We start from the raw sequence: 14,655 nt of genomic DNA on the forward strand, positions 1-14,655 counted from the left end.
AAGAATACCAAAGGTGGTGGTCGGAAGCTCCGTGATGCATGGATGCCCGAAAGCGTAGCTGACGACATCCACAAGTATACTCGTGAACGCAGTCTCTCTGAGTCAGATACGTGGATCGAGGCCTCGACCCCGTCAATCCGACGCTGGGTGAAAGAAGCAACACAGGCAATTGCTGACGAAACGGGTAACGATCGGTGGGTGTCTGTCTCCTCGCATGATCTCCGGCGTAGTTGGGCCACCTACCACCTCGTCGAACGCCAAGTCGACGTCCGGACAATGTGTCTATCGGAGGTTGGAGTGATTATTCTGCTATTGAGCCATATCTTACTGAACCGACTGAAAGGCGGATTGGCGAAGCGATGCGGTCTAACTGAGGTAGAGGCCTTGTTTTCCTTCTCGTCAAGGATAGGCTAACTTGGAATTGGCTATCTACCGTTATTGTCGAACAACACAAGCAGCACCTTGTTGCGTAACTACGAAGTTATTTATATTTAGTTCGTACAAATGCAACACTGTGTACACTGAGGCAGAACTCCGAGTGCTTGCAACTCTCAAGAGCGACTCATCCATCTCGGAACTCGCTGACGATCTCGATCGGAGTGTGAACTACACCTCCGAGCTGGTGGAGCGAGTGGAATCAAAAGGCCTCGTCAATACCCACCGGTCTGGGAAGACGAAGCGAATACAACGGTCAGAAGCGAAAGCTGTCGAACTGTTCGATACGTTCGTCCAGCAGTATTCACACATTCCGTTTCCCGAACTACTCGATGGTACGACGCTTCGTGTCCTCTACTATCTCGACTCTCCCAGAGCCGCGACTGACCTCGCTGATTTAGTTGATGTGCATCGGAGTACGGTTCATAGAGTGCTGTCGCCGCTACAGGATCGCGGGATCGTCTACAAATCCGACGGACGGTACGTGATCAACGACGAATTCGAAGGGCTAGTCGGGCTGGCACAGGAGTTTGCCCACCTTCGGAACCGCACTCGTGTGGCAGATCACGTCGACTCATACACGATCCTGTGGGAGTCACCTGACGAGTTCCTTATCCAGACCGACGAGGTGATCGAGTCGGACGCATTCGTTACCACGGGGCCAGAACGGTTCCAGACGTTCGGCCTCCCCCTGCTGGCACGGCAACGGCGGTACTACCTGTATTCGCTGTCGAAAGATGACATTTCAGCAGCCGAACTGTGTTGTCATATGCTCATTATCGACGACGGAACCCGAACCCGGTCGTACTGCCTGTTATTGCTGAAAAGCGAGGGCGTGGATCGAGATGATGTACTAGAGCTCGCCGAAACCTACAGCGTCAGCACAGTTGTCTCCGATCTACTCTCGTACCTCGACACCGAGGGGGAGGAACGAGCCGGCCGGTTACCCACTTGGAGTGAGTTCTGTGAACTTGCAGATGAATACGAGGTGACGGTATGAGAGCACGATTCGACAGCGAGTACATCGAAGCGGAGCTAGAACGGATCGGGACACAGATCGAGACGCCGCTGACAGTCTATCTGATTGGTGGCGGTGCGATGACGTTTCGAGATCTCAAGAACACCACGAAGGACATCGATCTCATTGTCACAGGTGGGGGCGATCTCCAACAGCTCCAGATAGCCCTCTTGGAGAACGGCTACAAAATCGTGGCTCTGTTGAAATCCTATTGGTTCGACACTTCTCCCACTGAAACAGCCGATGATTAGAACTGGTGATCCTCGCCGGTTCCGAGTTGGGATTACGCAGAAGAACTAGTCCGTAGTTGTACATTATTAGAGCATGTAAAGAGGTGGTATAAACGGTTTCTCTACCTGCAGGATCGCATTGTAGCTCTGTGTCTGCTTCTCTATGACCCGAGGCTTACGTTGCAAGCGTTCTTACACCTACTAAGCGTGACCGAACGATACTATATTCATACGAACGAATTAGGGTCAAGGGACAGGTCGAAAGTAGTACAAGAATTTGTCAGAGGTGTCTTGAGATCAACAGACCGAAGTCCAGAATCTATTCAGCTTACGGGCATTAAAGATCTACTTGAAGAATACGTCAATCAAGAGGCTGTCAATCAACTCTGTAAAAACGATACCCTGCAAACAACTGATGGCGTGCTCGAAGGACAGGTTAAAGCAACTACCGAGAACGTCGACAACGCAATCGACCTGATTTCTGATCCTCTCATCGAACTGCTCATCTATGATCAGAATCAGAACCTGATCTTTGCGAGGTATGACACCGATCAGAATGAAATCCATCTCTCTGAGAGCGAATTCGAAAAACTACGTTCACGTCTTAGTAGTCGGAACATGAAACTAGTCGAACAAATTCCTTCTGAGCCCTAATTGTTGAGCAAACCTGCAACATCTAACGTTCAGAGTGTCTTGTCGATGTTGTGAGTGAGACAGCCGACAACGAGTTCACGGAGCTGCTTCCACCAGTGTCGTGAGCGGACGAACGGGCCGTATTTCCGTTTCAGGCGAGAGTTCACCGTTTCGTTCTGACTACGTTGACCGTAGAGATCGGCGTCCAGCCGGGCATTCCACGCCCGATGAAGTGATGAGAACTCCCGGTGCTTGACCAGCGGACGGATATTCTCCTCACGAGCTAACGCCCGAAACTTCTGGTCGTCATATCCCTTGTCACCGAGGAGAATCGCCACTTCGGTAGTGTTCCGCTTGATGAGCGACGGCGCGATTTGCGAGTCGTGTTTTCGTGTCGTCGTCACGTGTACGTCGATGGTGACATCCTCCCCGTCGTAAACGACGGGGCTTCCCGTACCGCAGGTGGGATATTTGCCGGTCTACGACACGACCTGTTCTCGCGGGGCGAACGCTCCACTTTCTGAATCGAACAAGTGTGTCGATGGCTGTGCCACACAGCCGTTACTCCTATCCTCACCGTGAGGACTCGGAGTTATCTTCTGTCGCATGTTCTCCGCCCCGTTACAATCCGCGTTGGCTACCAATTCGCACGACGAGCAGACATACAGGCCACGATACTTACGGTTCGATTTCGTGTCATCACCACACTGTGAACACGTCTTCGAGGTGTTCCACTCGTTCTCTTTCAACACCTCGACGCCACTGATCTCTCCTTTGTATTCGAGGTACTGGTAGATGCGGTCGAACGCCCACGAGTGCAATTTCTTGGTCGTGTCGCAAAGTCCTCTAGAGTTCAGTAGTAACTGACTCCCGTGAAGGCGGGGTTGCCTCTGGTGTCCAAACCGAGGTACCCCATGCACGCCACAATCGACGTGCGGTTCGAACTGAGTATCGACGACGACAAAACGCTACCGCTCGCCACGCTTGCCGAGGCCGTCACTGACCAGAACCTCGAAGCAGTCCTTCTCGAATCGCTGGTCGAGAGCCTCGACGCCGCCAGCGTCGAGGCGCTCTGTGGTGAGAAACACGCACATGGCAACGGTGACCAGCGCTTCCAACGCGCCGGCACCGACACCCGCACAGCTGTCACAACTGCCGGAGAACACGAGTTCTCTCTCCACTACGTCGAAGATACAGCCGCTTCCCCAGACGAATCCAGCTACTTCCGGCCCGTCGAAGACGTTCTCGACTTCGACGGGCAGAACCGCTATCAGCAGGACATCGCCGCCAAAAGCGTCGATCTCGCTACCTCGCTCAGCTATCGAGACGCTGCCAATCACGGCGACAGCTTCGTCTCGATGCCGTCGCCGACCACCATCAACCGCCGTGCCAAGAAATACGGCCACAAGCTCAAACAGTTCCTTCCAGACTGTGTCGCTGGCACAGACGCTGACGCCGTCATTCCTGACGGGACAAAGTGCCACAGCCAAGACGACGACCGCTCGTCCCACTCCGTCCAAGCAACGCTCGGCGAAGACACCGCCGAAGAGTCACGCTCCCTGCTGGATCTGTCGGTCAACGCTGACTGGGACGAAACTGCCGCCGAACTCGATGATATCGGCGCAGTCACTGACGACGCGACGGTCGTCAGTGACGCTGATAGCGGCATCGTCACAGCCTTTACCGACGAAAACCGTGACCACCAGCTCGATCTCGTCCACGTCGGCCGAACGCTGGGTAACACCCTCTGGGACGATGGCGTCTTCTCCTTGGACCGTCGGAAGGAGATCGTTTCGGAGGTGATCGACGAGGTGTTCCATCTGAAGAACTCTGTGGCGAAGCATCGTCCAGCGGAGGAGTTCGCGGCGATCCGCTCGCGGATCGCGCGAACGAGAGAGCGATTAGAGAAGACAGCGTGGCAACTGGAGCAGTTCGGGTCAGCAAAGGCTGCAGGGTATCTTCGGCGGTGGCTGCCGTCGATTGTGACGTTCGCCGAGCACGCTGTCGAGGGGTTCGAGGTTCCGTGGACCTCGAACCCCGTCGAACGACTGATGGGCGAGGTCAGCAAGCGGTGCAAGAACCAGTGGATGCGCTGGACAGCAGAGGGATTGGAAGCGATACTCCAACTTCGGTTGGTGAAGTACGCCGACCCCGAGTACTACCAAGCGTTCCTCGACGAACTGCTCCAACGTTCGACCAAAACAGCAATCAACTGTGACCTCTCAATTGAGAGTACCAGCGGCAAAGTCTAGACCGCTTTGCAACACGACCAAAATCTTATCGACTGAAATCGGGCCAACGCGGCAGTCAGTCGACTGACCACGCCACTGACACGTGGCATAGAAACCACCTGTTTCGGCGTGGAGTAAGCGATACGGCGATATATTTTGCGGACGGATCACTCTGCCGGCGAGCGACTGTTTCTACGAACCTACACGGTTAGTTATAACACCAGCTGTGAAGCCCGACGGCTTCAGTTCCCGTCGCGTTCCGGTGTGTAACCGAGAGCGATGATCCTGTGACTCTCGTAGACGCTCTCGAACTACTGATGGTATCGAAGGAGGGCACACACGAAGACGTGGGTGTAGTTACCACACAATCTATTGGGACCGTCACTCCTCGTCGGAGTCCGGAAGAAGCATCTCGGGACGTCGCGCGTAGGCGGGTGTCTCTACGAACTGCGAGATGCGATCAAGCTCTTCGTCCGTCAGCCAATCAGACATACAACCACCTCTTCAACATACTAGTATAAAAATGTAGAGGAAATGATCAGAATACGAACACAACAACTGGCAGTAATCGACTGCGTCTATTGGTTGGAAGAACATCGCAAACAGTGGGGAACCGCAAGCAGTTACTGAACTGCTGTGGTGTCGTCTCGAACGAAAATATGCCCATCTCCTGTCACAGAGACCTCGTAGACACCGAACAGAAAGGTAATTCGCATCTCACTGCTAGCAGAGTTGAGCAGTCTTTTGAGGGCATCCGGGTCGACGACATCGTACAGACGTGGTTCGAGAGAGAGTGGATCAACCCCGGAGACGGATGCTACCGCACGGATAATTGAGACATCAATCGACTGGTCGGCTGAAGGTGTGAAACTGTGTGTCTGTGTGCCTGTGCTATCTGCCGGGGTCGGAGAGAGGTCTTCGATCATAGTGCTGAAAGTGTACAGTGGCGAGTAGAGACATGCTTAAAAAAAGCTTTCTGTTATATCGAGGTTTGATACAGAATCAACAATTTACAGACAAAGAACTGTCGTCAGATCAGGGCTATAGAGACTCGTTACTAGCTTTCCCAGAAATTGAAATCGAACTAGGAACCTCTTACTGGAGCTCTTTCCAATTTTCGTTACAGACATACTCATGTAATAGTAGCAGTTGGAACGACAAAACCGATCCGCTCTACTGAACCATTCTGTCCATCGTGAATTACGGTGCAACGTGAAGTAGGAGCTGTATAATCTGGCTGTGGAACCTCAATTCAGCGACAGCCATCGGTTACTGGGAGATGAGTTGATCCAATAGAATACGGAACTCCCACGTGTTCGGACCAGCGATGTCGACGGCTGGATACCGGCCTATAACAAAATAGCCGTTAGGTCCATATGGTATCGATGTCGCTTCGAACGGCTGTTATCGGTGGCGGAACTGTTTCGGAAAATCATCTCTCCGGACTCTCTCAGAACCCGAAGACGGAGTTGGTAGCAATCTGTGACCTCGATGAAGAGATCGCCAGAGAGAAAGCCAGGTCGTACGGTATCAAGGCGTACTTCGACGTAGGCGAACTGCTCGCGGCTGAGAACCTCGATTGGGTCCACGTCTGCACGCCCCCACAAACACATCTAGCGGTGGCGACACAAGTTCTCGAAGCCGGGATTCCGGCCCTCGTCGAAAAGCCAGTCACTGAGACTATCGAACAGTTCGAGGAGCTCGCGTCGGTCGCTGACCGAGAGGGTGTTCCGTTCTCGGTCGTCCATAACCACAAGTTCGGCTTAGTGATGCGAACGGTCCTCGAAGAGATCGAGTCGGGTAAACTCGGAGATATTCGCGGCGTCGACCTGCTGTACACCGGCTCGACCGAACCCGACGTCGCAAACCGTGGGGCTTGGAACTTCGAACTACTGGGTGGGGAGTTCGAGGAGGGACTCCCACACCCATTGTATCTCGGACTCAATGCGGGCGGTCTCCCGCGGAGCGAGGCGGACGTCTCAGCCCAGACGAGCCTCGTCGGGAGCTACGAGATGGAGTTCGGCTATGACTGCGCCCAGATCCAGTACGTCAGTGAGTCTGACGCGCTCTGTACGATCAAGATGCTCTCGGGCACCAAGCCTGTACGTATTCTGTACGTTCACGGCTCGGAGTCGACGCTGGCAGCTGATCTCGTCTCCCAAACGCTCGTCCGGCTCGACCGGGATTACAAGGCCTCACCGCTGGCGCGCGCACAGAACAACATCGATCAGATCGTCGACCGCGTCCGTGGGACGGCCGAAAACGTCGGTGTCGTCCTCAAAGACAAACGTGCCGGTGAGTGGGAGACTGCGATGGAACGGAACGGGAGCTACTACCAGTTCGAGGAGGAGGCCGAGGCCCTGCTGACCGGCACCGAACCACCAGTCTCAGTCGACGAGGCCCGCTGGACAGTCAAACTCCAGGAAGCGATCCGCGACAGCGTTCGCCGCGACGACTCGACGGCCGCCGAACAGCCCGAGAGCTCCGCGGAATCCGAAGTTCCGTCCGACGACTAAAGAAGATCTCACTCGCAGTCTGTTTTACACACCGCGGTGTCGCTACGATTCGGCAGTCGACGGTGTGACGTACGACCAAAGCTGTTCGATATCGATGACACCCCACGCCGCAGACAGTAGCAACCAGATTCCACCGCCGGCAGCAACAACCACAAGCAGCGTAAGAACACCAGTGACGTAGGGTAACAGCAGTTGCACACCGACACCCATGACGCCAGCGATGACGAAAATACGGGTAATGGAGTGTGTGACATTGCTGAACTGAATTGGAAGCTCGGTCGTCATGATGTACACACAGAGCAGCGTGTAGGATCCGAACGTGACCGCAGTGGCTGCTGCCGCACCTGCCGCGCCGTAGACCGGAATAAGAAGGAGGTTAAGCAAGACGTTACTGACGGCCATCCCACCTTTGAAGATCGCCCGGATCCTCGCTCGGCCGAGATAGTCGAGACCGTCGGTCGTGATCTTGTTGATCGCATTGGCGAGAATAAACAGGCTGAATATCTGGATGACCGTTGTCGCGCCGAGATACTCCGCCCCGAACACGTGACGCAACATCGGCTCGGCGACGAGAAACAGCCCAACCGTCGCGGGGATATAAAAAATCAACACGTGTTCAAGCGAGTACTCGTAGAGTCGGGCGGCACGTTCGAGCCGATCACCAGCTTTCTCCTCGCCGAACGCCGGTGAGATGGTGTAGCCGAGTGAACTCGCCGGCGAGACACAGGCATCCGCCACCTGTTTGGCGACCGCATAGAACGCCGCCGGCGTCAATCCCGCCAGCGCAGTTACCAGGATCGTGTCGACTTTTTTATCGATAACGGTTGACCCACGGGTCGCCGTTAGCGGCACGCTGTACTCGAGGATGCGTCGAACCAGCCCTTCTTCGGTCTCGCTTGCGCTCGGTAACGTCCGATAAAACCGGCTGTACAACAGCCATCCACCGATGGTAACTGACAGCACGAACCCGAGGAGATAGCCTGCGAGCGCACCCCAAACCCCATATCCAACGACAACGAGACTGACCGCAAAGACGAGTCGACCGACTTGGGCAATCGTATTGATTACCGCGCTCAGCGCGATCTCGTTGAGCCCCTGGAAGATCCCAGTCAGATACTTGTGGAGCGATTCGAAGATGACGTAGACCGCAGCGACGAACAACAGCGGTGCGACTGCTGCCTCGCCGACGAGTGATGCAATTTGATCGTTAAAAACCGCTAACACGACGGCCGTGAGGAGACCGAATCCAAGAACGAACAGCACCGACGTCTTCAGTATACGGGGCACCTGTGAGGGGTCCGTTTCGGTGTACTCAGCGACGTATCTCGCTGCCGAAGACGGCAACCCAAGCGTCGCAAACATCGATGCAACACCGACCACCGAGATCACGGTGTACAACAGCCCGTACTGGTCGGTCGTAAACAGAAATCGTGTGAGGATCACAAGCAGCAACGCGTTCGTTATGATTCTAGCTATTTTGGCACCGAAACTCGCCTTGACGCCGTAGGCGATACGATCCGAAAACGACATTATCAGGCCTCGTTCCGGATTAGATACAGCTGAAATCCACCGTTGTCTTGGACACGGTAGGTGTTGGACTCCGTTTCTAGCGAGCGGAAGCCCTCATCGGTGTATCGGAGCCCGTTGTACAGCCCAACTTCACTCTCGTAGTTGGCTTCGCGGATTCCGATATACCGGTCGGCATCATAGGCTGTCGAGAGATTTGTATTAAATACCTCCCCACGAACACCATCGAGGGGGAAATCTACCTGTTCGGCGGTCGGCCGACCATAGTAGACCTGAACATACCGTTCGGGGCCACCTCTCGGCGCGATGAAAGTAGTCTCTTCATCTCGATGTTCGAAGGCGACCGAATACCCCTCCATCGAACTCTCGGTGACCTGGTTGTTTGACTGATAGTAGTACGGGGAGGGATGCATTGCGAGCCCCTGCATCGCCACCATCACAGTAAACATGACGACGAGACCGGTCGCAACCGTCGACCGTGAGACGTTCGCTTCGAGTCGGGTGGCGAGCTTCGAGATAGCGACTGCACCAAGGATGGTTACAGGAACCATCATGAACCCCATAAATCGGAAATAGTGGTCACCCTGATCGGCCACGAAGACGACAACGAAGAGACCTCCAAGCGGAACAAGTCCGGCGGTCAGATATGTCATCAACGCGGTGCGTCCGGGTGTGCGGTCACTGAGTTTGCCAAATAGATTAGCAGCCATAAGCACGGCTGCGAGGATACTGATAATCAGTGTTACTAAAAACAATTTTACAAATAACTCATCGATACTGCCACCGAGTGCAACCAGCGACGACGCCTGGGTCTCCGTCTGTTCTGCGCCAGCCGTGGCGCCAACCTGACGGAACTGCTGAATAACATATAGGATCCGACCGACGGGGCGTTCGTGCTGTGGGACCCACGAGGCAAAGACGAGGAACGTAAGAATCGTGTGTGCGTACAGTGGTCTGTGTTGAGCGATCCGGTCGGTCGGCCGAAACCGTTTATAGCCGAACTGGACTGCCGCAATCGTGCCCAACAACACGATGAGACTCATTGCCTCCTGAGGATGGATAAAGACGGTTGCAACGCAGGTGACTGCGAGGGCGATACCGATCGGTGTCGCGAAGGCGAACCTGTCGGAGGGATCGTTGACGAACCGAAAGACGAGATAGAGGACGAACGGCAGAAAGAGTATTGCTTGACTCGAGGGATGAGCCATCAGATGAATACTGAGATGATTAATCGGAAGCAGTAGGAGCCCAGCAGCAAGCCCAATCGGCACTGCCCACTTGCTATCGGTCAGATATTGGACACAGAGCATCGTCGACACAATACTCACAAGTGGGAACACCACCAGTGGGACGAACTGGAGCGTGTAGGTTAGTTCGAAGCCACTGAGGTCGGACAAAAACAAGGACATCATGTGGACTGCGGGATAAATAAAGCCGAACGCACCCAAAGCTTCAGAACTAAGTCCTTGCGCCCAGCCGAGGTGTGTCATCGAATCCCCGGCACCGTAAAAGAAGTAGCTTCTAACGAGGGGGAGCGCAAACACTGACATGGCGACAGCAGTCACGAGTGTGAGCGCAAGCCCCCGGAGTCGACGTGGCGTCGGTGGTGCAAACGCGACAGTCAGCCCAATAATCCCTGCAATGACGCTCCCGACCCAGAAACCGGTCGGCGTCGACCGATAGATCGATATCTCGTAGCCGGTGGCCGGGCGGCTGTATGCGAGCGCCAAGGCCCCGACAAACGCGAGGAATCCAACCGCCAACAGTACCTTCAGAACGGTCGTCTGCCGTCGTGTATCATTCATTGTGAGTTGTGTCCTGCCGCCGCCGATAAGACGGTGGCCTGAGAGTGAACTGTCACACACTGTCTCCGAAACCACCTTTGTTATGTATCGCTTTGTGTGAGAGCGGCTCACAGGGTAAGAGTATCGCACGACAAGAAGGAGGTAGTGAAACCAGTTAGTCGATACCTGCGACGAGTTATAGACAGGCTACTACCGGCTGTGGCCACAGTCGACTTCCGACATGGAGACGACATCGTCGTCGAGCGGGACCGTTCGGAGCGATGAAATATCCGACGTCGACGCTTGGAGCAAGACCGGCTCGCCAGTGACATTGAAATAGCTGTTTTGGATCGTGTTGTCGTTCGACCGGAGCAGTTCGATCCCGTTTTGATTCGGTCCCGTCTGATGGACACAGAGAGTATCGAACTGACAGCGGTCCCGGTCGACGATGTACACTGCGGCGGCACGACCGCAGTTCCCAGTAATATGGACGTTTTCACAGCGAATGCCGCTTAGACTATCACTGTTGGTGGGCTCTCTCGGCGATTTTGCCCTGAGTGCTGGGACACTGTCGACGTCGATATGGATCTGTGTATCGTAGATTTCGGCTGCAGGGAGATCCTCGGCAAGCTCAATGGCCGCATCGCTTCCGCCGGTTACCTCGGTGAGTTCGACAGTGCAGTTCCTGACAACTGCGGGTGGGGCTTCGGATACCGGGCTGTAGTTGCTCAACCGAATCCCACGCATATTCTCGAACCCCGGTTGGACCGAGTCACACCGGACATGGACGTTGCGGACCAGTGAGTCGGCGCGCACGCGAACATTCGAAACCCCACTGTTGGCGTATGTTCCCCCTTCGACGACCATTCGTCCACCGGGCGGATCGGCGTACAGGCCGTTGTCCGGGAACCCCTCGATGTGGCAGTCGACGAATCGGAGATCACCACGATTTCTGTTGCCGACATAACAGCCGGAAATATCGTAGTCGGCAGTCGCACCGTCAGGCAACGAGAGCCGTTCGACCAGTCCGGAGCCGTCCGGATCGGTCACGTCGACCCGGACGAGATTGGTGTCGGCATCGACAGTTCCTTCGGCCGAGACATCACGGATGGTCAGATCGGAGGCGATCTGGGCATCTACCAGTCGACCACCCGTGTTCGGCGCGGTGAAATCGAACGAAAACCCCTCAAACCGAAACGACGAGGGGGGCTCACGACTTTGTAAGTAAAACAAATGCGAGTCGAACCCTTCGACCGGGACAATTGTTGCCTCTGGCCCGAGCAGCGTAAACTGCTCGAACCCGTCAAACTGCCACGTGTCGTCGAACCGATACTCACCGCTCGGAAAATGGATTACGGCACCGTCTTCAGCAACAGAGTCGAGCACGGGAACAACCGACTCCTCACCGGTTGGATCGGCCCCATGCTCGGTGATGTCGACTGCGTCGGCGGGAATGTCGCTCGTCTCAGGGTCGGCATCGTCAGTGTCTGACGAAGGGCCGGTGTCGGACTGAAGACAGCCAGCAACCGTCACCCCGCCGGCGCCGGAGACGCCAGCCAAAAACTGCCGTCGATTTATCTTCATATGCGACTGTCAAAGATACCGTGGCAGTATGAGGGTGTCATAGAATAGTTCTCATAGCGTGATGACGGTGCTTCCTGGATTGTCTCCGCGTTCGTCGTTGGTGATCGCAATAACGAGACGAAGGCACAGCGCGAGGAACACTTGTGCTCGTGCGTGGACGCGGCCTCGGGCGCGAACGTGCCCGAGGCCGCAGTCCTTGACGGCGTCGTTGGTTCGTTCGACTCCACTCCGGCGGTTGTACGTCTCGTCTAGCGTCGATTGCTTCAGCTGAACGTCCTCGCTGTGTTCGTCGATGCGGGCTTCGACCCTGTACTCGATGTCTTTCGGATCGTCGGTGTTTCGTGCGTTGTACGGAGCGACTGGCACGACCCCTGCGGCCAGCAGGTGGTCGTGCCAGCCGAGCGTGTCGTAGGCGCTGTCTCCAAGCATCCAGATCGGTTTCTCGACGGCGAGCGCGTCACACGTGACGCGCATCGCCGTCTCCTCTGGCGCTTGCTTGCTCTCGGTGAACTCCGCGGCAATCGGGATCTTTTGCCCGGTCGAGACGATCGTACAGCCGTAGCCGTGGTAGTACTCTTCGGCGGTTGGATCGTAGCCTTTCGACGCGTCTTGGTCGGCGGGCATCGTCCTCACGTCGGTGGAATCGATGGAGTAGGTCAAGTCGAGCAGGCCGCGGCAGGCGGCCTGCTCGACGAGGCGGTCGAAGACCTCGTCGACGACGTGTTCGAGGTCGGTGAGGAAGCGATCGACCGCGTCTCTCGACGGCGGTCGATCGAAGCCACAGCTGAGCCAGACGACCGTGTTCTGGAGTTCTCGCGTGACTGGACGGATGCCGTAGACGTTCTTGTAGTAGCAGTGCAGGAACGCTCGGAAGAGTGCTGGTGGGTGATGATCTCGTGTTCGCCCCCGGCGAGCGGGGGCGAACACATCGAATTCTTCGAGAAAGTCGAACTCAAGATGCTCGAACAACGCGAGCGTCTCGGTCGCCATTACATTGAAGAACTCGTCGATAGAAGTCTCCTCTTGCAGGATGCTGGCGCTCGTAGACACAGTTCCAACATCCTGCGTCTTCGTGTGTGACGCTTTCTATGACACCCTCTGGCAGTATTGTTATACAGGTATGATTAAACTGTACAAGCCCAAAAATTGTATAATCGAACCCTACTTATACCACTCTACTCACATCACTTAGCCACGTGAGTCGATTCGTGATGGTGGATCATTCTCGTAGATGGCATATATCTCGAACTGCCCTTCTTCGATGACAACCTCGTCACCGATGAAACTCAACCGTTCGATGACGTCCCCGTTGGCGCGGATCTCCAAATATCGTGCCTCCCCTCGCTTCGACCAGCGAACGCGCGTACTCCCATCGGCCTGCGTCTCCATTATGACGCTCGCTTCGATGCTACTGTTTTCAGATGCATTCACGTTGAAATTTCTCTCATCGAACTCTCCAGACACGACTGCTGCCCCAACGACACCCGCAACCGATGCTGCCGAGACAACCAGTATCGCCACACACCAGAAATTAATAACGTCGACCGTGGCGCGCGTCGATTGAGTGCTGTGGCGTGTCATGTGGTTGTTGCCTGAAATTAAACGGGGTGTAGTTGAACAGTAACAGTGGTACAGAAATAAAAAGTCACCGTCCTAATTCTTAGGCAGGTGCGGTTGAACCGATGGTAGTAACCGTGGCTTACTGTGTGTGAGTTCGGTAGTATTTGAATAACTATAGTACAGATTACCATATACTGTACTAGTGGATGACAGCGAGTCTGATCTTCTGATCACTGTTGGCCCGTTTACTGTGGTCATCTCATATGAGACGTACTCACTGCCTCGAATTCAGAGATGAGACAATCAATAACACAGCTCCCGAAAACGGCGTGGTGTAGCGCCAAACACTACGTGCTGAAACAGATGCCGACCCCGGTGGGACCGGTAGCCGAACCCCTCTTGGATGCCGTTCTCGAACAGTATCGCGAGGCCGAGGTCGTCTTCGTTCATATCGGGCTGAGTGATATCAACACGGCACTCCAGCAGAACCCATACGAGGCGATGATGCAGAAACTCACAGGTCGATTTGAGTCGGTCCTGACGCCGGGATTTACCAAATCGTTCCGGAACACGGGCGTGTTCGACGTCGACGAAACACCGCCGGAGCTTGGTGCCTTCTCGTCGTTGTTTTTCGAGGATGCAACCTACCGGACTCCCGATCCACTCCATTCGATTCTCGTCGACGGGGAGTATCGATTCGATGGCTGTAGGTTCCGAGACACCTTCTCGCCGGAGGGCTGTTACGGGCAGTTGAGTGCGGACAACGTTCTGTGTCTGAATATTGGGACACCGTGGTTGGTCTCGACACAGCTCCACTACACCGAGCGAGTGTCGAATGTCCCCTACGTCGAGACCGTCGAGATCGATGGAGAGCTAACGACCGATGGAACTACACGACAGATCTCACAGCAAACATATAAGAAAAACAATTATCTATATTTTTGGAATAGACGTGGACTCCGTGATGATATGGTTTCGGCAGGCGTCATGGATCACTACTCGCTTAACGGGCTGAATATTATGGCGTTTCGGGCGGGTGATATACAGGCGTTTCTCGAAGCCAAAATCGAACAGAATCCCTATTATCTCGTCCAATAATGGAATTCTGTAGTGAGTCGACAGCACGGTCGAATCCCT

Annotated in this window: 10 protein-coding genes and 3 pseudogenes; 5 read left to right on the top strand and 8 right to left on the bottom strand. The window is 55.0% G+C overall.

The features are described from left to right. Positions 1-514 precede the first annotated feature (514 nt). Positions 515-1,435 carry a helix-turn-helix domain-containing protein gene (locus tag HALTADL_RS14070; RefSeq protein ID WP_089673515.1) on the top strand — a complete coding sequence of 307 codons (921 nt, stop codon included), beginning with the start codon at positions 515-517 and terminating at the stop codon, positions 1,433-1,435. After that, positions 1,432-1,647: pseudogene (locus HALTADL_RS14075) on the top strand (hypothetical protein); the annotation flags it as partial. The gene HALTADL_RS14070 and the pseudogene HALTADL_RS14075, both read left to right, overlap by 4 nt. Before the next feature lie 719 nt (positions 1,648-2,366). Here HALTADL_RS14075 and HALTADL_RS14085 read toward each other — a convergent pair. After that, positions 2,367-2,747 (bottom strand): annotated as a pseudogene (locus tag HALTADL_RS14085) (transposase); the annotation flags it as partial. A 48-nt stretch (positions 2,748-2,795) separates the two neighbouring features. Next, positions 2,796-3,143, bottom strand: a pseudogene (locus HALTADL_RS14090) (zinc ribbon domain-containing protein); the annotation flags it as partial. 87 nt (positions 3,144-3,230) lie between these two features. Here HALTADL_RS14090 and HALTADL_RS14095 point away from each other — a divergent pair. After that, positions 3,231-4,568, top strand: coding sequence for an ISH6-like element ISHla10 family transposase (locus tag HALTADL_RS14095; protein WP_100190878.1), 1,338 nt, complete (start codon positions 3,231-3,233; stop codon positions 4,566-4,568). A 602-nt stretch (positions 4,569-5,170) separates the two neighbouring features. Here HALTADL_RS14095 and HALTADL_RS18085 read toward each other — a convergent pair. Further along, entirely contained in the window at positions 5,171-5,473 is a 303-nt protein-coding gene (locus HALTADL_RS18085) for a HalOD1 output domain-containing protein (protein ID WP_162551738.1), read from the bottom strand. A gap of 459 nt (positions 5,474-5,932) precedes the next feature. Here HALTADL_RS18085 and HALTADL_RS14105 point away from each other — a divergent pair, with 459 nt between their 5' ends. Next, a complete protein-coding gene (locus HALTADL_RS14105; RefSeq protein ID WP_089673975.1) occupies positions 5,933-7,063 on the top strand; it encodes a Gfo/Idh/MocA family protein in 1,131 nt (376 codons plus the stop codon). 42 nt (positions 7,064-7,105) lie between these two features. On the opposite strand, the gene HALTADL_RS14110 is transcribed toward HALTADL_RS14105, so the two are convergent. The 5 genes from HALTADL_RS14110 to HALTADL_RS17470 form a co-directional block, all read right to left on the bottom strand. Beyond that, a complete protein-coding gene (locus tag HALTADL_RS14110) occupies positions 7,106-8,593 on the bottom strand; it encodes a flippase (RefSeq protein WP_089673974.1) in 1,488 nt (495 codons plus the stop codon). Positions 8,594-8,595: 2 nt separating this feature from the next. Continuing rightward, entirely contained in the window at positions 8,596-10,395 is a 1,800-nt protein-coding gene (locus HALTADL_RS14115) for a hypothetical protein (protein ID WP_089673973.1), read from the bottom strand. Positions 10,396-10,584: 189 nt separating this feature from the next. Next, entirely contained in the window at positions 10,585-11,958 is a 1,374-nt protein-coding gene (locus HALTADL_RS14120) for a hypothetical protein (protein ID WP_089673972.1), read from the bottom strand. 51 nt (positions 11,959-12,009) lie between these two features. Beyond that, entirely contained in the window at positions 12,010-12,948 is a 939-nt protein-coding gene (locus HALTADL_RS14125; protein ID WP_015911568.1) for a transposase, read from the bottom strand. 198 nt (positions 12,949-13,146) lie between these two features. After that, positions 13,147-13,539: a hypothetical protein gene (locus HALTADL_RS17470; protein WP_143054109.1), complete on the bottom strand. Its 393-nt coding sequence runs from the start codon at positions 13,537-13,539 to the stop codon at positions 13,147-13,149. Between the two features lie 273 nt (positions 13,540-13,812). Here HALTADL_RS17470 and HALTADL_RS14135 point away from each other — a divergent pair, with 273 nt between their 5' ends. Beyond that, positions 13,813-14,616, top strand: a complete 804-nt coding sequence (locus tag HALTADL_RS14135; protein WP_089670990.1) for an AAC(3) family N-acetyltransferase — start codon at positions 13,813-13,815, stop codon at positions 14,614-14,616. The last annotated feature ends 39 nt before the right edge of the window (positions 14,617-14,655 follow it).

Origin of the sequence: Halohasta litchfieldiae, assembly GCF_002788215.1 — an archaeon.
GTDB lineage: Archaea > Halobacteriota > Halobacteria > Halobacteriales > Haloferacaceae > Halohasta > Halohasta litchfieldiae.

What these genes read in the sequence shown, in the direction of transcription:
- HALTADL_RS14095 (WP_100190878.1), top strand. Translation starts at nt 3,231, where the DNA reads ATGCACGCCACAATCGACGTGCGGTTCGAACTGAGTATCGACGACGAC.
- HALTADL_RS18085 (WP_162551738.1), bottom strand. Translation starts at nt 5,473, where the DNA reads ATGATCGAAGACCTCTCTCCGACCCCGGCAGATAGCACAGGCACACAG.
- HALTADL_RS14105 (WP_089673975.1), top strand. Translation starts at nt 5,933, where the DNA reads ATGTCGCTTCGAACGGCTGTTATCGGTGGCGGAACTGTTTCGGAAAAT.
- HALTADL_RS14110 (WP_089673974.1), bottom strand. Translation starts at nt 8,593, where the DNA reads ATGTCGTTTTCGGATCGTATCGCCTACGGCGTCAAGGCGAGTTTCGGT.
- HALTADL_RS14115 (WP_089673973.1), bottom strand. Translation starts at nt 10,395, where the DNA reads ATGAATGATACACGACGGCAGACGACCGTTCTGAAGGTACTGTTGGCG.
- HALTADL_RS14120 (WP_089673972.1), bottom strand. Translation starts at nt 11,958, where the DNA reads ATGAAGATAAATCGACGGCAGTTTTTGGCTGGCGTCTCCGGCGCCGGC.
- HALTADL_RS14125 (WP_015911568.1), bottom strand. Translation starts at nt 12,948, where the DNA reads ATGGCGACCGAGACGCTCGCGTTGTTCGAGCATCTTGAGTTCGACTTT.
- HALTADL_RS17470 (WP_143054109.1), bottom strand. Translation starts at nt 13,539, where the DNA reads ATGACACGCCACAGCACTCAATCGACGCGCGCCACGGTCGACGTTATT.
- HALTADL_RS14135 (WP_089670990.1), top strand. Translation starts at nt 13,813, where the DNA reads ATGAGACAATCAATAACACAGCTCCCGAAAACGGCGTGGTGTAGCGCC.